We start from the raw sequence: 22724 nt of genomic DNA, 5'->3' as shown, positions 1-22724 counted from the left end.
GAGGAACAGGTTGTCTGCCGCGACCGGACTGCAGACCGCGACGGTAAAGCACCCGGACGCGATGGCACCGGTGGTCTCGCTCGTCGACGAATTGCGGGACCTGGTCCGCTCCGGCGGGCGCGACGACCTCGATGCCCGCCTCGGCATGGTGCGGGCACGGCTCACCGATCCCCGGGTGCGCATGGTCGTCGTCGGCGAGCCGGGCGCCGGGATGAGCACCCTGGTCAACAGCATGGTCGGCACCCCGGTCAGCGCCACCGACGGCAAGCCGAGCGTGCCGGTGATCGTCGAATACGGCCGGACACCGACCGCGACGCTGGTGAAGTCGGACCCACGCGGCCGGATCGAGCGCGTGCCGGTGGACCCGCTCGACCCCGGCCCGGCGCTGATCTCGCTCGGCGTCGTGCGCGCCGAATTCGCCGAGCCGAGCCCCCTGCTCGCCGACGGCCTCGTGGTGATGGACGCACCGGGCGCGACCACCCACGACAAAGCGGCCTGGTCGATGATCGCCGCCGCCGACGTGGTCCTCTACGCCACCGACTCGGCCGCCGAACTCACCCCGGCTCAGCTGGACTACCTGCGCCGCGTCGAACGGGTCTGCCCATCGGTGGTGTGTGTGCTCACCAAGATCGACCGCAACCCGCACTGGTCGCTCACCCAGCGCCGCAACCGGGTCCTGCTCGACGAAGCGGGCCTGAACTTCGCTGTCGCCCCCGTGTCGGCGGTGTTGCACCGCCAGGCGGGCGAGACCCGTGACCCGCAGCGCGATATCGAGTCCGGGGTGCCCCAGCTCATCGATCATCTACGCGAATTCGTGGTCGCCCGCGCCGATTCGGTCGCGGTGACCGCGGCGGTGCGCGATATCGCGCTGGTCACCGACCAGCTCACCGTCACCCTGCGCGCCGAGGCCGACACCCTGCGCGATCCGCGCCGCCGCGCCGAGATCACGCAGCGGCTGGCCGCCGCCCGCACCGAGGCCGATCAGCTGCGTCAGCGCACCGCCACCTGGCAGGTCACCCTGGTCGACGGCAGCGCCGAACTGGGCGCCGATATCGAACACGACCTGCGCCACCGGCTGCGCAGCCTGGTCCGGGAGGCCGAGGCCGAGATCTCGCGGATCGACCCCGCTCGCAAGTGGGCCGATTTCGCCACCGAACTCGACGCGCGGATCTGTGAGGCGGTCGAGGAGAACTTCGTGATGGCGCACTACCGTGCCGTCGAGCTGTCCGAGCAGGTGGCCGCGAAGTTCCCACCCGACAACCGCACCCCGCCGCTGCCGGAACTGCGCCTCACCAATCCGGGCGAGGTGCTCGAACCGGTGCAACCGCTGGAACCGTTGGAGAGCGCCAAAGCCGGTGTGGGACAGCAGTTCCTGTCGGCCCTGCGCGGCTCCTACGGCGGCATCCTGATGGTGGGTCTCGCCACCAGCCTGCTCGGTATGTCGCTGGTGAACTGGTACTCGGCGGGCGCGGGCGTGCTGCTCGGTGTTAACGCACTGTGGGACGACCGGCGAAACCGCAAACAGCGCAGACAGGCCGAGGCCAAGGTGGCCGTCGCCCGGCTCGCCGACGACGTGATCTTCCAGGTGGGCAAGGAGTCCCGCAACCGGCTGCGCACGCTGCAGCGGGTGCTGCGCGACCACTACACCGAGATCGCCGCCGAGGTGTCGCGCACCGCCGAGGAGGCACTGCGCGCCGCCGAGGAGACCGGGCTGCGCTACGGCGACCACCGCGAGCTGCGCCTCACCGAGATCGACGCCGGACTGCGCACGGTGGCCGCGCTGCGCGCACGGGCCGAGAAACTCGCCTACTGACTCGACTGGTGTACCGGGGCGTGGGCGGGCTGGAACTGACCGGCCTGACGCGAGTCCTCGGCCCGGATCACATGGGTCACCGCATTGATGAGAGCCAGGTGGGTGAACGCCTGCGGGTAGTTGCCCAGGTGCCTGCCCGTGCGCGGATCGATCTCCTCGGCGTAGAGCCGTAGCGGACTCGCCAGCCCGAGCAGCCGTTCGCACAGGTGGGTGGCGCGTTCGAGCTCGCCGATCTCCACCAGCGCCGACACCAGCCAGAACGAGCAGATCGTGAAAGTGCCCTCCTCGCCGGACAACCCGTCGTCGGTGGTGTCGGTGTCGTAGCGCAGGACAAGCCCGGACACGGTGAGCCGGTCGGCGATGGCGAGCACCGTGGCCCGCACGCGCGGGTCGTCGGCGGGCAGGAACCGGGTGAGCACGATCAGCAGCAGCGAGGCGTCGAGGGTGGTGCCGCCATAGGTCTGGGTGAACACCCCGTCGGCATCGACACCGTTGGCCAGGACGTCCTCGCGGATCTCCTCGGCGATCTCGAACCAGCGCGTCGCGTGGGTGTGCTTGCCGTGCAGCTGTGCCAGCCGGGCGCCACGGTCGAGCGCCACCCAGCACATCACCTTCGACGCGGTGAAGTGCTGCGGTTCGCCGCGTACCTCCCAGATGCCGCGATCGGGTTCACGCCAGTGGTCGATCGCCGCGTTCACCGTGCGTTCGAGCATGGGCCACAACGAATCCGGCACCTGCTGGCGCGATTTCATGTGCAGGTACACCGCGTCGAGCATGGTGCCCCAGATGTCGTGCTGGTCCTGGTCGTAGGCGGCGTTGCCGATCCGGACCGGCTGGGAGTAGTCGTAGCCCGACAGCTCGGGCAACGTTTCCTCGGTGAGGTGGCGTTCGCCGCCGATACCGTAGAGCACCTGCAGAGGGACGGCGTCGCCGTTGTCTCCGGTGGTCACGTCGTTGAGGAAGTTGAAGAAGTCGTCGGCCTCGTGGTCGAGACCGAGGGTGTACAAGCCCCACAGCGCGAAACTGGAGTCCCGCACCCAGGTGTAGCGGTAGTCCCAATTGCGTTCGCCACCAGGGGTTTCCGGTAGCGATGTGGTCGGCGCGGCGAGCAGGGCGCCGGTCGGGGCGTAGGTGAGACCCTTGAGGGTGAGGGCGCTGCGCTGCAGATAGTTGCGCCACGGGTGGTCGGGGAAATCGCCGAGGGTGATCCAGCGCCGCCAGCATTCGGCCGTGGTCCACATCTTGTCGGCCGCCTCGTCGAAGGTGGCGGGCGCGGGCAGTTCCGACCAGGTGAGCGCGACGAATCTGTTGTCGCCCTCGCTCAGCCTGGTCCGCGCCCGCGCCTCGCGGCCCTCCAACCCGAGCCGCAGATCGGTGGTGAGTGTCAGGCTCGGGCAGGAGTCGTCGGCGGCGCACGACGCGGTGGCCTGCTCGTACACCTTGCCGGTGTACTCCCAGCGCGCACCGTCGCGGTGGTAGTCGAACGACGGCTCGCAGCTCATCTCCAGTTCCACCGTGCCGCTCACACACTTCACCGTCCGCAGCAGGATGTGCTCGGCGTCCCAGTCCATGGGGGTACGGCGGAAGCTGCGCGAGCGGGAGGTGGTGTTGTGCCACGGGCCCAAGACCAGCGCGTCGCGCACGATCATCCAGCCGGTCTCGGTCTGCCAGGTCGTCTCCAGGATCATCCCGCCCGGCAGATAACGCCGCGCGGCGGGCACGTGCACGCCGTACGGGCCGATCCGGAAATGGCCGGCCGCCCGATCGAGGACGGCGCCGAACACGCTCGGCGAGTCCGGCCGCGGCACACACATCCACTCCACCGAGCCGCTGCTGGCGATCAGGCAGTTGGTCTCACAGTCGGACAGAAAGGCGTAGTCGTCGATCGGTGGGAAGGCGCCTCGTCGACCACTCGAGAGCACCGGCGTCAGAATCGGCAGGCTGTCTTCGTGAGAAGAGGGCATACCCCATGATCTGTGCGATGTCGGCCCGCGTCCACCGCACCGGATAAACCGCCCGGTCGTGAGGGGTGTTCACGACGACCGACTAGGGTGGTCGTCGTGCAACGGATCGCAGGATGGTGGGACGGCTTCGAACTGTGGGTGGCCGGGCTGCCGTTCATTCCCCAATTCCTCGTCGTCCTGGTCGGCATGGTCCCGATCAGCTTCGCCATCGCCTACGGCCTCGACCGCGCCCTGCGCGCGATCTTCCGGGCGCTCGGCCGCGACGACCGCCCCGAGCTCGCACCCGTCCCGGCGCCCGCTCCGGCACGCCCCACCGTCGGCAGCGGTGCCCGCTGATGCCACGTTCGCGCGTTCAGCTCGCTCTCGTCGCCCTGCTCGTCCTGGTCGTCATCGCCTGGTTCTTCACCAGGTGACCGGCGTGCGCGGCTAGCGCACACCGGTCGGCCGGATCAGTTCTTACGCCAGTCGTCGAAACGTTTGCCCAGGTCGGCGACGGTACGGCCGACTTCCTGGCCGACGGTGTTCACCGCCGATCCCACATCGCGCCCCAGATCGCGCACGGTGCGCACCAGCATGTCCTCGGACTGGTCGAACGACTCGCGGTAGTGGCGGGCCGCCTCCTTCACCTCGTCGCTGATGCGCGCGTTGCGATCCTGCTCGCGTCGCGGATAGGTACCAGAAAGGACCCGGTCGTATTCGCCGGACTGGATCCAGCGGCGCAGTTCGGCGGCGCGCAGCACCGAGAACGGATGCGACTGCAACTCCAGGTTGAGCAGTTTGAGCACGCCGTCGCGCAGGTCGCCCGACCGCAGGTAGTCGTCGGCCTGGTCGAGGAAGGCGCCGTGGTTCATCTCCTTCAGCCAGGCGCCGCCCGCCGTCTTCATGTGCACGCGCACCGAGGCGTCCACGTCCTGGCAGCACAGCAGCCCCGCGCGGTCACCGGACAGTTCGGACTTGCGGCTCCACTCCATCAGCGCCGCGACGATCGCGCGCAGCGCCCAGCCACCCACCGGCATCCAGCCCACCGAGGCCGACAACCGCATCAGATGCATCAGCATCGTGCGGTACACGGCGTGCCCGGACAGTGCGTGCCCGAGTTCGTGCCCGACGACGAACCGCAGCTCCTCGGTGTCCATCAGCTCGAGCAGGCCGGTGGTGAGCACGATGAACGGCTTGTCCATCCCGATGGTGAAGGCGTTCACCGACGGATCCTGCAGCACGAACATCTCCGGCGTGACCTGCGCGTCGAGCACGCCGACACAGTCGGCGCGCAACTGGTGCAGGGTGCGGAACTGGCGATCGTCGACCCGTACCGCGGTGGCCAGGTAGAGCAACCGGTGCTGACGTTCCCGCAGCAGGCTCGACAGCGCGCGCAGCACGGTGTCGAACCCGCTCAGCGACCGCAGGGTCACCAGTGCGGTGCGGTCGGCCGGGTGCTCCCAGGTGCGCGTGCTGATCTCCGGAAAACTGGTCCGGACCCGGTCAGGAGCCATGGTCATGGCTGAAATCCCCCCTCGTTGTTGAACTCTCGTCGATTCGAACCATCATGCACAAATCTGCTACAGTTCGCCTGTGTCATCGAGTGTCGCTCCGCAGATCCGCCATGAACTGGCGTTGATCGCTGTCGGCAACCTCGCTGTCGCCGATATCCTCTGTCGTTGATCGGCCACCGGACACTCCTGCGCGTTTCCTCCCAGTAGACTGGCGCGCGCTTTCCTTTCGCAGGTGTCGTCCGTTACTCCGGGGGCCTGGAGCCCGAGTCGCGCCAACTGCCCGGCACTGTTCGCCCGGTAGGTCTACCGATCGACAAGCATCAACCCGCGCCAACGAAAACCGTTGTCCGGCCGGCTTTTTCCGAAAGGTTCACCCCGATGTCTCGCATCACCCGATTCGGCTCGCGCCGTCGCGTCGCCGCTGTCGCCCTCACCGCTGTGGCTGCCCTCACCCTGTCGGCCTGCGGCGGTGGCGCCAGCGACTCCACCGGCGGCGATTCGGCCGCCGACGGCAGCGCGGGCACCATCAACCTCTACGCCTACGCCGTGCCCAAGCCGGGCTTCGACAAGGTCGTTCCCGAGTTCAACAAGACCGAGGCGGGCAAGGGCGTCCAGGTCCAGGCCTCCTACGGCGCCTCGGGCGACCAGTCGCGCAAGGTCAAGGACGGCGCCGAGGCCGACATCGTGAACTTCTCCGTCGAACCCGACATCACCCGCCTGGTCGACGCGGGCCTGGTCGAGTCGAACTGGAACGCCGACGCGAGCAAGGGCATCCCGTTCGGTTCGGTGGTGACCCTGGTGGTGCGCAAGGGCAACCCCAAGGGCATCAAGGACTGGGACGACCTGGTGAAGCCGGGCGTCGAGGTGGTCACCCCCAACCCGTTCAGCTCCGGTTCGGCGAAGTGGAACCTGCTCGCCCCCTACGCGGCCAAGAGCGACGGTGGCAAGAACCCGCAGGCCGGCCTGGACTACCTGACGCAGCTGATCTCGCCCGAACACGTGAAGGTGCAGCCCAAGTCGGGCCGCGAAGCCACCGAGACCTTCCTGCAGGGCACCGGTGACGTACTGCTGAGCTACGAGAACGAGGCCATCTTCTCCGAGCGCAACGGCGACCCGATCGAGCACGTCAACCCGCCGGTCACCTTCAAGATCGAGAACCCGGTCGCGGTGCTCAAGAACGCCAAGAACCAGGCCAAGGCGCTGGCCTTCCGCGACTTCCTGTTCACCCCGGCCGGTCAGAAGGCCTGGGCCGAGGCCGGCTTCCGTCCGGTCGACCCGAAGGTCGCGGCCGAGTTCGCCGACGACTTCCCGCAGCCGACCAAGCTCTGGACCATTGACGACCTCGGCGGCTGGAAGACGGTCGACAAGGAGCTGTTCGCCCAGGGCACCGGCAAGGTCGCGGTCATCTACGACCAGGCCACCAAGTAGGCCGTGACCCAGCGCACACGCGATACTGGACAACTGTGACTGACAGCAGTGGGCACGCCGGGACCGGGGCCACCCCCGATCCCGGCGGTGCCGCGAAACTCGAAAAACGCCCGGCAGGCCGCCGCTTGTCGTGGCTGCGCGTGACCGGCTCGGTCGGCCCGGTCGGCATCGGTGTCGCCGTGCTGTGGCTCAGCGTCATCGTGCTGCTGCCGCTCGCGGCGCTCACGGTCAGCTCGTTCGAGGACGGCTGGGCCGGATTCTGGGACGCGGTCACCGCGCCCGCCGCGCTCGACTCGCTGAAGGTGACCATCGGCGTCTCGGTGATCGTCGCCGTCATCAACGTGCTGATGGGCACCCTCATCGCCTGGGTGCTGGTGCGCGACGAATTCCCCGGCAAGGGGATCGTCAACGCGCTGATCGATCTGCCGTTCGCGCTGCCCACGATCGTCGCCTCGATCGTGCTGCTCTCGCTCTACGGCCCGAACAGCCCGATCGACATCCATCTCAACGCCTCCCAGCCGGGCCTCGTTGTCGCGCTCGCCTTCGTGACGCTGCCGTTCGTGGTGCGTTCGGTGCAGCCGGTGCTCATCGAGGTCGACAAGGAGGTCGAGCAGGCGGCGCTCTCGCTCGGCGCGAGCAACTGGATCACCTTCCGCCGGATCGTGCTGCCCACCCTCGCGCCCGCGATCATCTCCGGTGGCGGCCTCGCCTTCGCCAGGGCGATCGGCGAGTACGGGTCGGTGGTGCTGATCGGTGGCAACATCCCGCGCGAGACCCAGATGACCTCGCAGTACATCCAGCAGCAGATCGAGGTCGACCGGCCGATCAACGCGGCGGCTGTGTCGGTGGCGCTGCTGGCGATCTCGTTCGTCAGCCTGCTCGTGCTGCGGCTGCTGGCCGAACGGTCCGCGCGCAAGGAAGAGGCGGCCCGATGAGACTGTCCGCGTTCACCCGGCTGTCGTTGCGTACCGTCGCGCTCGGCTACCTGGCCGTGCTGCTGGTGCTGCCGCTGGTCATCATTCTGTGGCGCACGTTCGAGCGGGGGATCGGGGCGTTCCTCGAGTCGATCACCACGCCCGCCGCGCAGTCGGCGTTCCAGCTGTCGATGATCATCGTCGCCATCGTCGTTCCGCTGAACGTGGTGTTCGGTGTGGTCACCGCGCTGGCGCTGGTGCGCAGCAAGTTCCCCGGGCGCAGCCTGGTGCAGGGCATCGTCGACCTGCCGTTCGCGGTGTCGCCGGTGGTCGTCGGTGTGTCGCTGATCCTGCTCTGGGGTGCCGGTGGCTGGTTCGGTGGGCTGGAGACGCTCGGTTTCAAGGTCATCTTCAGCCTGCCGGGCATGGTCATCGCCACCATCTTCGTGACGCTGCCGTTCGTGGTGCGCGAGGTGGAGCCGGTGCTGCACGAGATCGGCGACGATCAAGAACAGGCGGCCGCCACGCTCGGCGCGTCGCGCTGGCAGACGTTCTGGCGCATCACGCTGCCCGCCATCCGCTGGGGCCTGACCTACGGTGTCGTGCTCACCGTCGCCCGCGCGCTCGGCGAATTCGGTGCGGTCATCATGGTCTCCACCGCGCTGCCCGGCGAATCCCAGACGCTCACCCTGCTGGTGCACGGCCGCTACATCAACGACCACAACACCTTCGGCGCCTACAGCGCGGCCACCCTGCTCATGGGAATGGCCCTGGTCGTACTCCTCCTGATGACTCTTCTCGAACGCAAGCGGGGCACCGAATGATCACCGTGACCAACGCGCGCAAGAACTACGGTTCCTTCGCCGCTCTCGACGACGTCAGCATCGACATCCCCTCCGGCGAGCTGACCGCCCTGCTCGGCCCGTCCGGTTCGGGCAAGTCCACCCTGCTGCGCTCGATCGCCGGCCTGGAGAATCTGGATTCCGGCGTCGTGGTCATCGCGGGCAACGACGTCACCCACGTGCCGCCGCAGAAGCGCGACATCGGCTTCGTGTTCCAGCACTACGCCGCGTTCAAGCACATGACCGTGCGCGACAACGTCGCCTTCGGGCTCACCATCCGCAAGCGGCCCAAGAAGGAGATCGACAAGCGCGTCGACGAGCTGCTCGGCATCGTCGGCCTCGACGGTTTCCAGCACCGGTACCCGGCGCAGCTCTCGGGTGGTCAGCGTCAGCGCATGGCACTGGCCCGCGCGCTCGCCGTCGACCCGCAGGTGCTGTTGCTCGACGAGCCGTTCGGCGCGCTCGACGCCAAGGTGCGCACCGATCTGCGTCAGTGGCTGCGCAGGCTGCACGACGAGGTGCACGTGACCACCGTGCTGGTCACCCACGACCAGGAGGAAGCCCTGGACGTGGCCGACCGGATCGCGGTGATGAACAAGGGCCGCATCGAGCAGGTCGGTTCGCCCGAGGAGGTCTACGACCGGCCGGCCAACGAGTTCGTGATGTCGTTCCTCGGCGCGGTCGCCCGGCTCAACGGTCACCTGGTCCGCCCGCACGACATCCGCATCGGCCGCGATCCGAGCATGGCGCTGGCCGAGCACGAGGGCACCGCCGAGTCGGCCGGGGTCACCCGGGCCACCGTGGAACGCATCGTCCGGCTGGGTTTCGAGGTCCGTCTCGAGCTGCGCAACGCCGCGACCGGCGATCAGTTCGCCGCGCAGGTGACGCGCGGTGACGCCGCCGCCCTGCGGCTCAACGAGGGCGAGACCGTCTATGCCCGCGCCACCCGGATTCCGGACCTGCCGCAATCCTGAGATCACCCGGCAAAGGCCCCGCGGCAGTCGTCGCGGGGCCTTTGTTCTTGTGCGGATCACCGCAGGTAGTCGGTACCGCCGGTCCCGCGACACGCCCTCCGCGAAGAATTTTCCCGATCTCACCGCGTGGGCTCACGGACTGTGCATGACACGGTGTCACAGGTAGGAGCGTTTTTACTGGTGAGTAGCTTGTCCGGCCGCCGCGTCGACGCGCGCGCCGGCCGGATTCCAGGGGTTCGCGGAGTTGACGTGACCACTCGTAGGTGTAACTATTGGAAACAGTAAACGTCCCTTGAGGAGAGGCAGTGACGACGATGTCTGCGCCCACCAACCCTGACGTCGATCCTGTAGTCGCGGAGGCTCAGGCGTACGCCGAGAAGTTGCTGATGCTGTCCGAGGCTTCGGTGAATCGCCACTTCGACCCGTTCGAGGACATCGACTGGGACAACCCCGAATTCGATCCGGACTACAAGCCGGAGCGCTGGGTGCTTGTCACCTCCGCCGACCCGATCGGTCGCCACCCCTGGTACCAGGCCCTGCCGCTGGACGAGAAGATCGCCATCGGCAAGGTTCGCCAGGCCAATGTCGCCAAGGTCGGCCTGCAGTTCGAGGCCATCCTGATCATCGGCATGATGCAGCACATCTTCAACCTGAAGAACAACGATCCGGAATTCCGGTACTGCTCGCACGAGATGATCGAAGAGCACAACCACACCCTGATGTTCCAGGAGATGGTGAACCGCGTCGCCGACGTGCCGGGCATGAACCCGCTCGTGCGTCAGCTGCGCCACCTGGCCGCGCCGGCCGGTGCGCTGTTCCCGAACTTCTTCTTCATGGCCGTGCTCGCCGGCGAAGAGCCGATCGACCACATCCAGAAGGACATCCTGCGCTCGGGTGACGACATCCACCCGATCATGCGCGGCGTGATGGCGATCCACGTGGCCGAGGAAGCTCGCCACATCTCCTTCGCCCACGAGTTCCTGAAGAAGAACGTGCCCGCGCAGCCCGCGGTCAACAAGTTCGTGCTGTCGATCGCCATGCCGATCGTCATGTTCGTGCTCGGCCGCGCCATCGCGACCCCGCCGAAGACCTTCTTCAAGCAGTTCGAGATGCCCAAGGCGGTCCGCAAGGAACTGTTCTACGGCTCCAAGGAGGCCAAGCAGGTCTTCGCGGACTACTTCATCGACGTGCGCGCCCTGGCCGAGGAGATCGGTCTGATGAACCCGGTCGCCAAGAAGGTCTGGAAGCTGCTCGGCATCGATGGTCCGTCGAGCCGCTACCGGTCCGAGCCCAAGCGCTCCGCGAAGCACGCTGCCTGAGACGATAAATAGATGCCCTACGTTGTAACCCAGTCGTGCTGTAGCGACGCCTCGTGCGTCTACGCATGCCCGGTGAACTGCATTCATCCAACTCCGGATGAGCCGGACTTCCGTACGGCGGAGATGCTCTACGTCGACCCGGCCGCGTGTGTGGACTGCGGCGCCTGTGCCACCGCGTGCCCGGTCGACGCGATCACCTCCTCGAAGAAACTCACCGAAGAGCAGAAGCCCTTCATCGAGATCAACGCCGACTTCTACCGGGTGCAGCGCTCGCGTCCCACGCTGGCCGCACCGGTGATGCCGCCCGCCATCGACACCGAGCGCTCGCCGCTGCGGGTGGCGATCGTCGGGTCGGGTCCGTCGGCGATGTACGCCGCCGACGAGCTGCTCACCCAGCCCCGGGTGGCGGTGACCATGTTCGACCGGTTGCCGCAGGCCTACGGCCTGGCCCGCCTCGGTGTCGCGCCCGACCACAAGCGCACCCGCAAGGTCGCCGACCTGTTCGACGTGATGTCGAAGCAGGACGACTTCGGCACCTACCTCGATGTCGAGATCGGCACGCACATCAGCCACGCCGAACTGCTCGAGCACTTCCACGCGGTGATCTACGCGGTCGGCGCGTCGGCGGATCGCAAGCTGAACATCCCCGGTGAGGGGCTGCCCGGCAACGTGTCGGCCACCGACTTCGTCGCCTGGTACAACGGTCATCCCGACCACGCCGAGGATCGGTTCGATCTGAACCAGAAGCGCGTCGTGATCGTCGGCAACGGCAACGTCGCACTCGACGTGGCCCGCATCCTGACCGTCGACCCGGCCACCCTCGCCGATACCGACATCGCGCCCTACGCCCTGAAGGCGTTGCGCGAGAGCAAGATCGAAGAGGTGGTCGTGCTCGGCCGCCGCGGTCCGGCCGAGTCGGCGTTCACGGTGCCCGAGTTCGTCGGCCTGCTGGCCGCCGATATCGACATCGCGATCGAGGGCGAGCTGCCCCCGGTGACCCCGGATCTGCCCTACAAGGTGGAGCAGAAGCTGCGTCTGCTGCACAGCGTGGCGCAGCGCCCGTTCGGTGACCGCAAGCGCATCGTGTTCCGGTACCTGTCCTCGCCCGTGGAGATCCTCGGCGCCGAGACGGTGACCGGCGTGCGGGTCGAGCGCAACGAGCTGGTCACCGATGCCGAAGGTCGCACCAGCGCGGTGCCGACCGGCGACACCGAACTCCTGGAAGCGGGCGTCGTGCTCACCTCGGTGGGCTACCGGGGCGTGCCGACCAAGGACCTGCCGTTCGACGACGCGCGCGGCGTGATCCCGAACGAGGCGGGCCGGGTGCTCGACGCTCCCGGTGGCGATGTCGTGCCGGGAACGTATGTGACCGGCTGGATCAAGCGTGGTCCCACCGGGTTCATCGGCACCAACAAGTCCTGTGCACAGGAAACCGTGCAGCAGCTCGCGGACGACTTCAACCGGGGCGCGCTGCGCGACCCGGCGCGTGCTGCGGGCGAGTTCGACAAGCTGGTGCGTTCGCGTCGTCCGCAGGCGGTGGCCGGTGGGGCCGCCGCACCGCGCGCGGCGAGTGGCGGCATCAAGCGCCTGCTCGCTCGCGGCTGATCGACCAGCCGAAGGCCCGTTACACCGACTGCGCGGTGTAGCGGGCCTTCGTCGTTCTCACCGAGCGGTGCTCACTGTGCGGTGAAGCCGCCGTCGACGGTCACCGCGGCGCCCGTGACGAACGATGCCTCGGCACTGAGCAGGAACGCGCACAGCGCCGCGATCTCGGTGGGCTGTGCGATACGCCCGATCGGGTGCAATGCCGCGATCGCCGCCTCTCCCTCGGGAGTGGCGCCCATCGACGCGCGGAACGCCGGGGTGTCGACCGCGCCGGAGACCAGCGCGTTCACCCGCACACCGGCAGCCGCGGTTTCCAGTGCCACCGACTTCGTCAGCCCGACCACGCCGTGCTTGGCCGCCACATAGGGCGCCACCGAGGCCATCCCGACCACGCCGAGGTTGGAGGCGTTGTTCAGGATGGCGCCGCCACCGGAGGCGATGATCGCGGGCACTTGGTGCCGCAAGCCGTAGAACACGCCGGTGAGGTTCAGTTCCAGGTCGGCGCGCCAGGCGTCGTCGCCGATCTCGGCGACGGGCCCGAAGGCGTTCACCGCGCCCGCGTTGTTGAACGCGGCGTCGAGCCTGCCGTACTCGGTGAGCGCGGCCTGGGTGAGCCGCTCGACATCGGCGTCGACGGTGACGTCGGTCGGCACGAACAGCGCCCGCCCGCCCTCGGCCCGGATCTGCTCGGCGACCTGCTCGCCCTGGTCCTTGCCGCGGGCGCCGAGTACGACGGCCGCACCCTCGGCCGCGACCCGCAGCGCCACCGCCTTGCCGACGCCGGAGCTGGCGCCGGTGACGAGGACGACCTGGTCGGCGAAACGAGTGGACATGCGTAGTACCTTCTCTCCCTTGATGTTTCGGAGTCCGTGTGGATCGGTCTCCCGGTCTTCGAGTCAACCGTCGGTGAGCCGTGCGCGCTGGCGGATTTCAGCCGTTGCGTTGACATGTCACGCTTTCCGGGGGTTATACAAATCGAGCTTTTGGTTTTTCCGGCACGTGTATGCGAACCCGCACTAAATCAATTGATTACCGGTCGGTAATTACTGTCGTAGCCGTGATAACAAACCGAAAGAATGTATTTTCGATCAACTTCGGGCGATTACTCCTGGGTAGCTGCTTCTCGGAGTCTGTAAGCGCTCGCGCGGACGTTCAGGGGACTGGACGGTCGACCTTATGGGTCCCTACCTGCGAATATGCGCCCTCTTGCATCCGAGGTGGAGTGTCGGGTATCAATCTCACAGCAATTCGGCCATGTTGCCGTTAATCTAGGCGAGCTGTTTGGAAGACGACCGCGGCCACATGAGTGCGCTCGCGTGCTGGACGTGGTCACGGTGCGTTGACGGGATAGCAAAACAATGACCAGAGGTCTGGGTTTGAGCATCGGCACGGTCAATGCGATTTCGGCGGTTGTCGCCGAGGATCCGGCCAAGCCGACGGTACGCACACGCCGTACCGCCCTCACATTCGACGAAGCGGGCCGCCCCCGCATCGGCGCGATCAACGAATTCGCCTCGGCGATCACGGATTTCGCGGACCTGAGCCGCGAACCGGAGCCGATGGTGATCGCGGGGCGTTTCTACTCCGCCACCAACCTGATCGCCGCGGTTGCCACGGGGCTCATCGAACTGGCCGAGCCGGCCGCCGGGGTGGTGCTCACCTACCCGGCCACCTACACCGAGAAGCAGGTCGCCCTGCTCGGTCAGGCATTACACCTGGCGGGTGCCGGTCAGGTGCTGCTCGCGCCCGAACCGGTGGCCGCCGCCGAATGGCTCGAAGTCGAACACGGTCCGCTCGCACCGGGTTTCGTACTCGTCTACGACCTGGGCGCCAACAGCCTCGACCTGACCGTGCTGCGCGTCGGTCCCGACTGGCCGCACCACCCGATGGTCGGCACACCCGTGCGGTCCACCGACTTCGGCGGAAAGCCGCTGGGCGAGATGGTCGCCCGGTACGCCGTCGAGTCACGCAACGGCCGCGCCACGGCGACACTCACCTCGATGGTGAACACCGACAGCCTGCGCGCCGAACACATCCGCGACACCTTCCCGCTGGTCAGCAAAACCGTTGCCGCCGCAGGCCTACGGCTGGCCGACATCTCACGCATCCTGCTCGTCGGCGGGGCCACGCGGCCGCCGGAGGTGGCGCGCACCCTCGCTGAGCTCGGCGTCCCGCTGGTGACCGTGGCCGATCCCGGTCAGGTCGTCGCGGCGGGCGCGGCCGCCCTGGCCGCCCGCACCTTCGCACCGGCACAGCAGAGCGGCAACTCGGCGCCGCACGTGGCCGTCTTCTCCAGCGCCGCGGTGGTTTCCGCGCTCGCGATGTCGGCGATGACGGTGTTCGGCAGCCCGTTCGATCCCGGCCTGACACCCGTCCTCGAACGGTTCCCCGCCCTCGGCGCCCCCGCCGACGCCCTGCTCTACGACATGAGCGCCGACCTGCTCGCCGCCCAGACCACGGGACTGGTCAACACGATCGACCCGGTCACCGGCAAGGTGCGCGTCGTCAGCGCGGCCGCGCGCACCGCGTACGAGATGATCGTCGGCGCGGCGTCGGAGGCACCCGAACGTGGGGCATCGCAGGTGGATTCCGAGGGTGGCGAACGGTTCCGGGCCGGCGGCGGCGACTGCCGTTCCCCGGTCCTGGCTCGCACGTCCTACGGCGACCCCGCCCACTTCGTCAACCCGCTGCCGTTCGACAAGCCTTCCGCCGAGTCGCCCACCAACCCCGGCCCCATCACCAACCCCGGCCCCGGCCCCATCACCGACCCCGGCCCGATCGCCGGTGTCCCCTCGGCGGGATCGCCCAACTCCGGAATTCCCTCCGCCGGGGCACCGACCATTCCCGGTGACACCTCCCTCCCGGCTCCTGGCGCCGGTGCTCCCGACATCTCGCCTCCCGCCACGGGTGGCATCGATATCGGCGTGTCCGACGGAATCGGCACCGGCGCGGGGCCTTCCGACAACCCGTACAACCCCGGTGGTACCGGCGGCATCCCATCCGGCGGCACGTCCGGCGGTTATCCGGGTGGCGCCGGCGGCACCGATTCGGGTGCGTCGACCGGCGGCACATCGGGCGGCGTCTCCGGCGGGACATCCGGTGGCGCGTCGGGTGGGACTGCCGGCGGAACATCGGGTGGGACCTCCGGCGGTTCGGACGCAGGCGGTTCCACGGGCGGCGCCTCGGGTGGTGACTCCGGCGGCGCCGGCTCCGGCGGCACGTCCGGCGACAGCAGCTCCGGCGGGTCCACCTCTGGCGGAACGTCCGGTGGCTCCACATCCGATGGCTCGACCTCGGGTGGCACGTCGGGCGGCTCGGCTTCGGGTGGCACGTCGGGCGGTTCGACTTCGGGTGGCACGTCGGGCGGTTCGACTTCGGGTGGCACGTCGGGCGGCTCGACTTCGGGTGGCACCTCCGGCGGCAGCGACTCCGGTGGCTCGTCCGGCGGTGACGGCGGTGGTGGCGGCGGCGGTTCGCGCCGCTGAGGTCGAAGACAGTACGTCGGGTGGCGGCAGACAACACGTCGAGCGGCCGCAGATGCTAAGCGGCGATAGGCATTTCGTCGGTTGGGGGCGAGCATTTCGTCGGCCGGCGGCAGATGCCGAGCGGCGGAGCGCATTTTGTCGGGTGGCGGCAGACGCCGAGCGGTGGCGGAGCTTTTCGTTGGGCGGCGGCAGGTGCCGAGCGGCGGAGCGCATTTTGTCGGGTGGCGGCAGACGCCGAGCGGCGGCAGGCATTTCGTCGTGGTGGCGGCAGGCATCGACCGGCGGCGGAGTGTCCTCGGCCTGGGTGGCCACCGGTTGAAAGTCCTTGGGCTGCAGAGTGGTGCGCTCGGAGGCCATTCACACCTGTCGCCGCACATCGACACCTGCAGCCCTATCGGAAATCTGCTGGGCGAGCATCCAGGTGATCCGACGCGGCACGGATCTGCGTCCGGGTTCCGCTAGGTGCTACCGGATCCAACGTTGGTCGCGCACCCCGGCCGCTGAGAGGCCCAGGGGTAGACAGGATTCGGTTGCGCTGGCTGGAGCACGGGTGCGTCAAGGGCAGTGAATTTCAGGGTGATCAGGGTGGCGGCGGGGCAGAATGGGTGGATGGCTGCACTCGGGGGAGCGCCGAAACTGATCGCGCTCGATATCGACGGGACTTTGCTGGAGTCCGGTTGCCCCATCAGCGGGCGGGTGGTCGCGGCAGTGCGGGCGGCGGTGGCCGCGGGGTCGCATGTGGTGGTGACGACCGGGCGGACCGTGCTCACCACCCGGCCGGTGTTGCGCGAACTCGGGCTCATCGAGGGGCACGCGCTGTGTTCCAACGGTGCGGTGCAGATCGACGTGGCACGTGGTGAACCCGTCGCGGTGGAACTGTTCGACCCGGCACCCGCCGTCGGCGCGTTGCGCGCGCTGTTTCCCGAGATGATCTTCGCCGCCGAGCGGGTCGGCGTCGGCATCTGGGCAACGGGCCACAGCCCGGGGGAGTACTCGATCGGCGATTTCCAGCTCGTCGACCACCACGTGCTCAGCAGCGAACCCACACCCCGACTCAACGGATGGTGGCCCGGTGGCGACGTCGCGGAGATGGTGCGCCAGCTCGAAAGCCTCGTGGTGCCCGAGACCTCCTGGGTCCACGGTGAATTCGGGCCGTGGCTCACCGTCTCACGTCGTGGCGTGTCGAAGGGCTGGGCGCTGGAACGCCTCCGGTGCGCACTCGGCGTGGACTCCTCGGCGACTCTCGCCATCGGCGACGGCTTCAACGATCGCGAAATGCTGCGCTGGGCGGCACATTCGGTCGCCATGACGGGCTCACCCGACGACGTGCTAGCCATGGCCGACGAGGTCACCGGTCACGTCACCGAGGACGGTGTCGCCACCGTCCTCGAGCGCTGGTTCTGAGCTCAGGAGCTCAGCGCTGCCTCCCGCGCGGCCGTCATCGCCACGAAATGCGGGTTGTACATGATGCCGAGGACGTTGCCGAAGGGATCGAGGACCGACGCCGTCACGAAACCCGCTCCGTCGCCGTGTTCGGTGATCGGTTCGTATTCGGTGGCGCCGAGTTCGAGCAGCCGGGTGAGGGTGGCGGCGAGATCGTCGACGTGCCAGTACACGATTCCGCCGCCACCGGGTGCATTGCGGGCACCGGCCGGCGCGTAGGCACGGTTGATGATGCCGAGTTCGTCCTGCCCCGGGCCGAGCCGGAACTCGTAGTAGCCGCCCGGAACCTCGTAATACGGTGCGAGGCCGAGGAATTCGGTGTACCAGTCCTTGGCGGCGGTGAGGTCGTCGGCGTAGTAGGTGGTAGTGGCCATTCCGCGCAACATGTCTGCTCCTGGGTCGGTGTGCTGGTGTTTCCCTGAACTCTGCCAGGCAAAGTGCTCACCGAATGAGCACTTTCTCCGGCAGAATCGTGGGTATGCGAGCGGACCGATTGGTAGCGACCCTGTTGTTCATGCAGGCGCGCGGCCGGGTGACGGCGGCCGAGGTGGCCGCCGAACTCGAGGTGTCGGTGGCGACGGCTCGCCGCGACCTCGAGGCGCTCTCGGCGGCGGGCATTCCGGTGTATCCGCAAGCCGGACGGGGAGGTGGGTGGTCGCTGATCGGTGGCGCGCGCACCGATCTGTCCGGACTCACGGCGGGGGAGACCAGGGCGCTGTTCCTGCTCGCGGGCCCGGCGGCCGCGGCGGCTCCCGAGGTGAAGTCCGCCTTGCGCAAACTGGTCAGGGCCTTGCCGCAGACCTTCCGTGCCGACGCCGCGGCAGCCGCCGACGCGGTGGTGGTCGACCCGGCGCGCTGGGGAAGGCCCGACCCGCAACCACCTGCCGTCCTCGACACATTGCAGCGTGCCGTCGTCGATCGACGACGTGTCCGCATCGAATACGCGCGGGCGGGGCAGGCCACGATGCGCACCGTCGACCCGTGGGGCCTGGTCGAGAAGGAAACGATCTGGTACCTGCTCGCGGGGACCGAGCGAGGTCAGCGCACCTTCCGTCTCGACCGGATCGGCGCGGTGACCGTTCTCGACGAGCTCGCCGAGCGACCGGCCGACTTCGACCTGCACGCCGAGTGGTCCCGGGTGGTCGACCGGATGGAGCAACGCCGCTCGGCCGTCGCCGCCCGGGTCGCGGTGTCCGAGCGCCTGGCTCCCATCCTCGCCGATCAGCAGGGCCGCAACTGCACTCTGGTCGGCAGCACCGGCGACGGCCGGGTGCTGGCCGAGATCACCGCCGACACCCCCCAGATGGTCGCCCGCCAGCTCGCGGGCTGGGCGGGCGACATGGAGGTGCTCGGCCCCGCCGAGGTGAAAGCCGAATTGGTGGCTATCGGCGCGGAACTGGTGCGCGCCAACAGTTCACAACCTGGTGAACCCGGTCAATAGCGGTCGCACGGTCACCGCACCGACCGGCCCCGACCGCAATCCCTCGAGCACCGCGTCCGACATCTCCCCGAAGGTCTCGAACGACTCGATGGTGCAGTGCGCCATCACGTCCTGGATGTAGGGGTCCGACATCTGCCAGTGCGCGAGAACCGCTTCCGAGTCCGGATAGAGCTGGAAGCTGTGCGCCAGCCCGGCTTCGGCATCGAGAAAGACCTGCACCATCAGCTGCGGTCCGTGCTCTCGGACGAAGGCCACGGCGCGCCGCACCGCCTCGCCGAACTCCTCGGTGTGCCCCTCGGTGATCCGCATGGTGTTGTGAAACAGGATGCTCATGAGGTCATCGTGAAACCTCGAGCGTGGTTGATGTCAAGGCTGTCGTCCGATGGTGCGCCCGACGCGGCATGTCGCGCGCCGGGCGTTGAAGCAGCTCTCAGTGGTGCTGAGTGGTGAGGGTGAAAGCTGCGGTCCGCACCGTGTCGTCGTGCTTGAAATCGAGGAACAGGCGGTAGGTGCCCGGCCCGGGAACGGCGGTGTGGAAGGAGACTTCGGGCCCGGAAGGCGTGATGCCGTCGCCGGGTTCGCCGTTGGGATGTACGTGGACGTAGGCGAGGTCGCCCGCCCGCAGGATCACCAGGTGACCGAAAGCCGCCAGGTAGGGCTGTAGATCGGTGACCGGGACACCATCCTCGTGCACCGTGAGGGTGAGCAGATCGCCCTCGGCGCGCAATTCGCCGTCGACGGTCACGGTGTACCCGTCGACCTCCGTGCTGCGATTGACCGCCGGAACCTGCTGCGGCGCATAGTGACCGGCGATGGCCAGGTCCGCTCCGAGAGTGATGGTGCGGCCGAGAGCGCGCGGCGCGATATCGGTGAACACCCGGTAGGCGCCCGCCTCCGGCAGTTCCAGCTGGATCGTCCAGGTGCCATCGGCCTCCCGACGCGGATGCACATGCCAGAACCCGGTCAGCTCACGCCGCGCCACGATCAGGTGCAGTTCGCGATCGTGGATGGGGTCGAACTCGGTCACCGCCGACCCGTCGGGCCCGAGAATCCGGAACCGGAAGTCGATGGCGCCCGGCTGAGCCACGGTGGTTTCCAGATCGAGGGTGTACCCGTCCTGGGTGATCTGCAGCCCGCCGGGGAGTCCGGCAGCGTGCGCGCCGTGGTCACCGTGACCGGCATGGTTCCCCTGCGGTGCTGCGACTGCGTCGCCGGTGCCATGACCACCATGGCCGGAATGCGCACCGTGCGCGGCGTGGTCCCCGTGCGCGGCCTGGCTGTCGCGGCCGCCGTGTGCTGCGTGGTCGATGTGATCCGCATGGGTTGCCTGCGCCGTGCGTGCGCTGTGCCCGTGTCCTGCGTGCGATTCCTGCTGCGCCTGAGCGTGGTGTTCGGCATGGCCGTGGGCGCTGTGGGCGGCGTGTTCGCCGTGCGCACCAAGGTATGAGGTGTGTTGTGCCGCAGCGCGTTCGGGAGTGGTGTCGAGAGTATTCGTGTTGTGGGCGGTGTGGGAGTTGATGGTCATTGTCTTGCCTCTCTGATCCCCTAGTGCGTTGACACGAATTTATACCCCCTGGGGGTATGCAGTAAAGGGATCAGAGTGTGATCTGGCGCACTAGCGCAGCTGGCTTCGGAAGCAATTCGGGAGATGCGGGCGAGGCGTCAAGGGCGCGAGCTATGCGCAGGAAAGGCGCCCGGAGGCGGCTGCGGATGCTGTGCGCCGAAGATCGGCGCGGAGAGCGGCGCGACCAGATCCTCGGCGGTGTGCCGGCGGGATTCGTCAGGCGGAGAGTTCGAGATCTGTCGCGATCGCCGCGTCGTAGCGGGACCAGATCACCTCGGTGAGCGCGGGGTGCGGGCCGATGACATCGGCGTGTACGAGGCGCGGCGCGTGGTGGAGCAGGCGGTCGGTGAGCAGCCCCGGTGCGAGGAACCACGGCGCGACGATGACCTGTTCGACTCCGCGCGCATGTAACCGGTCGACCGCGACATTGATGCTGGGTTCGACTGTGGCAAAGCACATTTCGGTGCGAAGACCGGTCGTCACCGCAAGCCGTCGAGCAACGGCGGCAGTCCGGCGATTCGCCGATTCGTCGCGAGATCCGACGGCGGCAACCGCGACCCCCACGGTGGCACGGCCGCTTTCGTGCGGAAGAACTGCCGGTGTCGTCCGGAGGTGCATCGAAACAGGCTCTGGTGCAGGGAAACCCACCGACACCCCGGCGATCCGGTCGGCAAGCGCCGCGATCAATCGCGAATCCGCCCCGAGCACCTCGGTCTGGGTCATGCGCACCAGCGGATGCCTGTTCGCGGACTCCGCCAGGAGGGCGGGCAGATCGACTCGCGCGTGAAAAGCGTTGCCGAGCAACAACGGAACAACGATCACCTCGCGATGCCCGAGCGCGGCGAGCTCGTCGACGACCTGGTCGAGCGAGGGCGCGCTGAGGTCGAGAAAAGCCAACCGGACCGTCAGATCCGGTCGGGATGCGGCGACCGAGGCGACCACCGCCGCCATCGTCGTCGCCGAACGCGGATCACGGCTGCCGTGGGCCACCGCGATCAGTGCGGGCCCGCCTCCGCCGCGCGGCACCGGAACGGCACCGCGCGGCGGGACGAGCGAGCGTGTCATCAGACGGTGGTACCGACCTCGACCGAGGTCAGCACGTCGCCGACCAGGCCGGCCGCGAGGGTGTTGCCACCGGCGGGATCGATCAGCAGGAACGATCCGGTGTGCCGGTTGGTGCGGTAGTCGTCGGCCGGGATCGGCTCGGCCAGCCGCAGCGACACCCGTCCGATGTCGTTGAGCTCCAACGTCTCCGGGCTCGGCTGGGCGGTGAGCGTCTGCTCGTCGAACCGTTCCACCAGCGCGCCGACGATCGCCTGCGTGGTCTTGGCGCCGTGCTTGAGCAGCAGTCGCGCGCCGGGACGCAGCGGCTTGTCGCCGAGCCAGCAGACGGTCGCGTCGAAGGTGTCGATCGCCTCCGGGGCGTCGGCGACCGAGGCGATGATGTCGCCACGCGAGATGTCGACCTCGTCGGCCAGGATCAGCGTCACACTGCGCCCCACCTGGGCGACCGCCAGCTCACCGTCGGGGGTGTCGATCCGCTCGACGGTGGTGCGGATGCCCGAGGGCAGCACCACGATCTCGTCGCCGGGCGACACCGAACCGGCCGCGATCTGACCGGCGTACCCGCGGTAATCGGGGTACTCGGCGGTGCGCGGACGGATCACGTACTGCACCGGGAACCGCAGCCCCAGCGCGTGCGTGCCCGTCGAATCCGCGTCCACCGGAACCGATTCCAGGTGCTCGATCAGCGAGGGACCGTCGTAGTACGGGGTGTTCTCGGAGCGGCTGGCGATATTGTCGCCGTGCAGCGCCGACACCGGGATCTCGAGGACGTCCTCGTCGGCCCAGCCCAGCTTCGAGGTCAGCGAGTTGAACTCCGCGGAGATCTCGGCGAACACCTCGGCCGGATTGTCCACCAGGTCGATCTTGTTCACCGCGAGCACCAGCTTCGGCACCCCGAGCAGTGCCAGCACCGCGGCATGGCGACGGGTCTGCTCGATGACGCCCTTGCGCGCGTCGGTCAACAGGATCACCAGCTGCGCGGTGGACGCGCCCGACACGGTGTTGCGGGTGTACTGCACGTGGCCGGGGGTGTCGGCGAGCACGAACGAGCGCTTGGGCGTGGCGAAGTAGCGGTAGGCCACGTCGATGGTGATGCCCTGCTCACGCTCGGCACGCAGACCGTCGACCAGCAGCGACAGGTCGGGGGTCGACAGACCTTTGTCGACGGAGGCGCGGGTGACGGCGTCGATCTGATCGGCCAGCACGGACTTCGTGTCGTAGAGCAGCCGTCCGACCAAAGTGGACTTGCCGTCGTCGACAGAACCGGCGGTGGCCAGGCGAAGTAGGTCGCTCACTGTTCTGCCCCCGTCCGACCAAGGTGGCTCTGCCCATGGTCGTTGACAGAACCGGCGGTGGCCAGCCTCAATAGGTCGG

Annotated in this window: 21 protein-coding genes; 13 read left to right on the top strand and 8 right to left on the bottom strand. The window is 68.2% G+C overall.

Annotated features, from left to right (window positions below; all coding sequences use genetic code 11):
• The first annotated feature begins 10 nt into the window (after window positions 1-10).
• Complete coding sequence (locus ACSVDM_RS06375) at window positions 11-1813, top strand: hypothetical protein (RefSeq protein ID WP_439263540.1); 1803 nt, start codon at window positions 11-13, stop codon at window positions 1811-1813.
• Here ACSVDM_RS06375 and ACSVDM_RS06370 read toward each other — a convergent pair.
• Window positions 1807-3777 carry a glycoside hydrolase family 15 protein gene (locus tag ACSVDM_RS06370; RefSeq protein ID WP_439263538.1) on the bottom strand — a complete coding sequence of 657 codons (1971 nt, stop codon included), beginning with the start codon at window positions 3775-3777 and terminating at the stop codon, window positions 1807-1809. The genes ACSVDM_RS06375 and ACSVDM_RS06370 overlap by 7 nt on opposite strands.
• Before the next feature lie 96 nt (window positions 3778-3873).
• Here ACSVDM_RS06370 and ACSVDM_RS06365 point away from each other — a divergent pair, with 96 nt between their 5' ends.
• On the top strand, window positions 3874-4113 hold the full coding sequence (locus tag ACSVDM_RS06365) for a hypothetical protein (RefSeq protein ID WP_067642389.1): 240 nt from the start codon (window positions 3874-3876) through the stop codon (window positions 4111-4113).
• Between the two features lie 113 nt (window positions 4114-4226).
• On the opposite strand, the gene ACSVDM_RS06360 is transcribed toward ACSVDM_RS06365, so the two are convergent.
• Window positions 4227-5276: a M48 family metallopeptidase gene (locus ACSVDM_RS06360; protein WP_439263536.1), complete on the bottom strand. Its 1050-nt coding sequence runs from the start codon at window positions 5274-5276 to the stop codon at window positions 4227-4229.
• 73 nt (window positions 5277-5349) lie between these two features.
• Here ACSVDM_RS06360 and ACSVDM_RS06355 point away from each other — a divergent pair, with 73 nt between their 5' ends.
• From ACSVDM_RS06355 to ACSVDM_RS06325, 7 genes are all read left to right on the top strand, one after another.
• Window positions 5350-5439, top strand: a complete 90-nt coding sequence (locus tag ACSVDM_RS06355) for an Ms4533A family Cys-rich leader peptide (RefSeq protein WP_019045829.1) — start codon at window positions 5350-5352, stop codon at window positions 5437-5439.
• 209 nt (window positions 5440-5648) lie between these two features.
• Entirely contained in the window at window positions 5649-6698 is a 1050-nt protein-coding gene (locus tag ACSVDM_RS06350; RefSeq protein WP_439263534.1) for a sulfate ABC transporter substrate-binding protein, read from the top strand.
• A gap of 35 nt (window positions 6699-6733) precedes the next feature.
• Entirely contained in the window at window positions 6734-7633 is a 900-nt protein-coding gene (gene cysT, locus ACSVDM_RS06345; protein WP_439263532.1) for a sulfate ABC transporter permease subunit CysT, read from the top strand.
• Complete coding sequence (cysW, locus tag ACSVDM_RS06340; protein WP_067642329.1) at window positions 7630-8436, top strand: sulfate ABC transporter permease subunit CysW; 807 nt, start codon at window positions 7630-7632, stop codon at window positions 8434-8436. Before cysT ends, cysW begins: the two co-directional genes overlap by 4 nt.
• On the top strand, window positions 8433-9428 hold the full coding sequence (locus ACSVDM_RS06335; protein WP_067642328.1) for a sulfate/molybdate ABC transporter ATP-binding protein: 996 nt from the start codon (window positions 8433-8435) through the stop codon (window positions 9426-9428). Before cysW ends, ACSVDM_RS06335 begins: the two co-directional genes overlap by 4 nt.
• A 305-nt stretch (window positions 9429-9733) precedes the next feature.
• The gene (locus ACSVDM_RS06330; RefSeq protein WP_370465790.1) at window positions 9734-10747 is read left to right on the top strand and encodes an AurF N-oxygenase family protein; all 1014 of its coding nucleotides are present in this window, start codon (window positions 9734-9736) and stop codon (window positions 10745-10747) included.
• A 12-nt stretch (window positions 10748-10759) separates the two neighbouring features.
• Window positions 10760-12352 (top strand): FAD-dependent oxidoreductase, encoded by a 1593-nt coding sequence (locus ACSVDM_RS06325; RefSeq protein ID WP_439263529.1) that lies wholly within the window; start codon window positions 10760-10762, stop codon window positions 12350-12352.
• Window positions 12353-12423: 71 nt separating this feature from the next.
• On the opposite strand, the gene ACSVDM_RS06320 is transcribed toward ACSVDM_RS06325, so the two are convergent.
• A complete protein-coding gene (locus tag ACSVDM_RS06320; protein ID WP_439263527.1) occupies window positions 12424-13185 on the bottom strand; it encodes an SDR family NAD(P)-dependent oxidoreductase in 762 nt (253 codons plus the stop codon).
• 525 nt (window positions 13186-13710) lie between these two features.
• On the opposite strand from ACSVDM_RS06320, the gene ACSVDM_RS06315 reads away from it, so the two are divergent.
• Both ACSVDM_RS06315 and ACSVDM_RS06310 read left to right on the top strand, forming a co-directional pair.
• Window positions 13711-15837, top strand: a complete 2127-nt coding sequence (locus tag ACSVDM_RS06315; protein ID WP_439263525.1) for an Hsp70 family protein — start codon at window positions 13711-13713, stop codon at window positions 15835-15837.
• Between the two features lie 609 nt (window positions 15838-16446).
• Window positions 16447-17241: an HAD family hydrolase gene (locus ACSVDM_RS06310; RefSeq protein WP_439263523.1), complete on the top strand. Its 795-nt coding sequence runs from the start codon at window positions 16447-16449 to the stop codon at window positions 17239-17241.
• Between the two features lie 2 nt (window positions 17242-17243).
• Here ACSVDM_RS06310 and ACSVDM_RS06305 read toward each other — a convergent pair whose 3' ends face one another.
• Window positions 17244-17666, bottom strand: a complete 423-nt coding sequence (locus ACSVDM_RS06305; protein WP_067642323.1) for a VOC family protein — start codon at window positions 17664-17666, stop codon at window positions 17244-17246.
• A 92-nt stretch (window positions 17667-17758) separates the two neighbouring features.
• On the opposite strand from ACSVDM_RS06305, the gene ACSVDM_RS06300 reads away from it, so the two are divergent.
• Complete coding sequence (locus ACSVDM_RS06300) at window positions 17759-18721, top strand: helix-turn-helix transcriptional regulator (RefSeq protein WP_439263521.1); 963 nt, start codon at window positions 17759-17761, stop codon at window positions 18719-18721.
• Here the strand turns inward: ACSVDM_RS06300 and ACSVDM_RS06295 are convergent.
• Window positions 18695-19054 (bottom strand): hypothetical protein, encoded by a 360-nt coding sequence (locus ACSVDM_RS06295; RefSeq protein WP_439263519.1) that lies wholly within the window; start codon window positions 19052-19054, stop codon window positions 18695-18697. The two genes, ACSVDM_RS06300 and ACSVDM_RS06295, sit on opposite strands and share 27 nt — an antisense overlap.
• A 97-nt stretch (window positions 19055-19151) precedes the next feature.
• Entirely contained in the window at window positions 19152-19808 is a 657-nt protein-coding gene (locus ACSVDM_RS06290) for a hypothetical protein (RefSeq protein ID WP_439263517.1), read from the bottom strand.
• A gap of 75 nt (window positions 19809-19883) precedes the next feature.
• Between ACSVDM_RS06290 and ACSVDM_RS06285 the strand changes: the two genes are divergently transcribed.
• Window positions 19884-20168, top strand: a complete 285-nt coding sequence (locus ACSVDM_RS06285) for a hypothetical protein (RefSeq protein WP_439263515.1) — start codon at window positions 19884-19886, stop codon at window positions 20166-20168.
• Window positions 20169-20501: 333 nt separating this feature from the next.
• Here ACSVDM_RS06285 and ACSVDM_RS06280 read toward each other — a convergent pair whose 3' ends face one another.
• Window positions 20502-21350, bottom strand: coding sequence for a sirohydrochlorin chelatase (locus tag ACSVDM_RS06280; protein ID WP_439263513.1), 849 nt, complete (start codon window positions 21348-21350; stop codon window positions 20502-20504).
• Window positions 21350-22645, bottom strand: coding sequence for a sulfate adenylyltransferase subunit 1 (locus ACSVDM_RS06275; protein ID WP_067642321.1), 1296 nt, complete (start codon window positions 22643-22645; stop codon window positions 21350-21352). Before ACSVDM_RS06275 ends, ACSVDM_RS06280 begins: the two co-directional genes overlap by 1 nt.
• Window positions 22646-22724: the final 79 nt, after the last annotated feature.

It is taken from the genome of Nocardia sp. JW2 (assembly GCF_051843015.1).
GTDB lineage: Bacteria > Actinomycetota > Actinomycetes > Mycobacteriales > Mycobacteriaceae > Nocardia > Nocardia coubleae.
The sequence above is the reverse complement of the archived record's forward strand: the minus strand, read 5'-3'. Positions and strand labels throughout refer to the sequence as shown.

What these genes read in the sequence shown, in the direction of transcription:
- ACSVDM_RS06320 (WP_439263527.1), bottom strand. Translation starts at nt 13,185, where the DNA reads ATGTCCACTCGTTTCGCCGACCAGGTCGTCCTCGTCACCGGCGCCAGC.
- ACSVDM_RS06360 (WP_439263536.1), bottom strand. Translation starts at nt 5,276, where the DNA reads ATGACCATGGCTCCTGACCGGGTCCGGACCAGTTTTCCGGAGATCAGC.
- ACSVDM_RS06370 (WP_439263538.1), bottom strand. Translation starts at nt 3,777, where the DNA reads ATGCCCTCTTCTCACGAAGACAGCCTGCCGATTCTGACGCCGGTGCTC.
- ACSVDM_RS06350 (WP_439263534.1), top strand. Translation starts at nt 5,649, where the DNA reads ATGTCTCGCATCACCCGATTCGGCTCGCGCCGTCGCGTCGCCGCTGTC.
- ACSVDM_RS06315 (WP_439263525.1), top strand. Translation starts at nt 13,711, where the DNA reads ATGACCAGAGGTCTGGGTTTGAGCATCGGCACGGTCAATGCGATTTCG.
- ACSVDM_RS06295 (WP_439263519.1), bottom strand. Translation starts at nt 19,054, where the DNA reads ATGAGCATCCTGTTTCACAACACCATGCGGATCACCGAGGGGCACACC.
- ACSVDM_RS06280 (WP_439263513.1), bottom strand. Translation starts at nt 21,350, where the DNA reads ATGACACGCTCGCTCGTCCCGCCGCGCGGTGCCGTTCCGGTGCCGCGC.
- ACSVDM_RS06325 (WP_439263529.1), top strand. Translation starts at nt 10,760, where the DNA reads ATGCCCTACGTTGTAACCCAGTCGTGCTGTAGCGACGCCTCGTGCGTC.
- ACSVDM_RS06310 (WP_439263523.1), top strand. Translation starts at nt 16,447, where the DNA reads ATGGCTGCACTCGGGGGAGCGCCGAAACTGATCGCGCTCGATATCGAC.
- ACSVDM_RS06305 (WP_067642323.1), bottom strand. Translation starts at nt 17,666, where the DNA reads ATGTTGCGCGGAATGGCCACTACCACCTACTACGCCGACGACCTCACC.
- cysW (WP_067642329.1), top strand. Translation starts at nt 7,630, where the DNA reads ATGAGACTGTCCGCGTTCACCCGGCTGTCGTTGCGTACCGTCGCGCTC.
- ACSVDM_RS06300 (WP_439263521.1), top strand. Translation starts at nt 17,759, where the DNA reads ATGCGAGCGGACCGATTGGTAGCGACCCTGTTGTTCATGCAGGCGCGC.
- ACSVDM_RS06335 (WP_067642328.1), top strand. Translation starts at nt 8,433, where the DNA reads ATGATCACCGTGACCAACGCGCGCAAGAACTACGGTTCCTTCGCCGCT.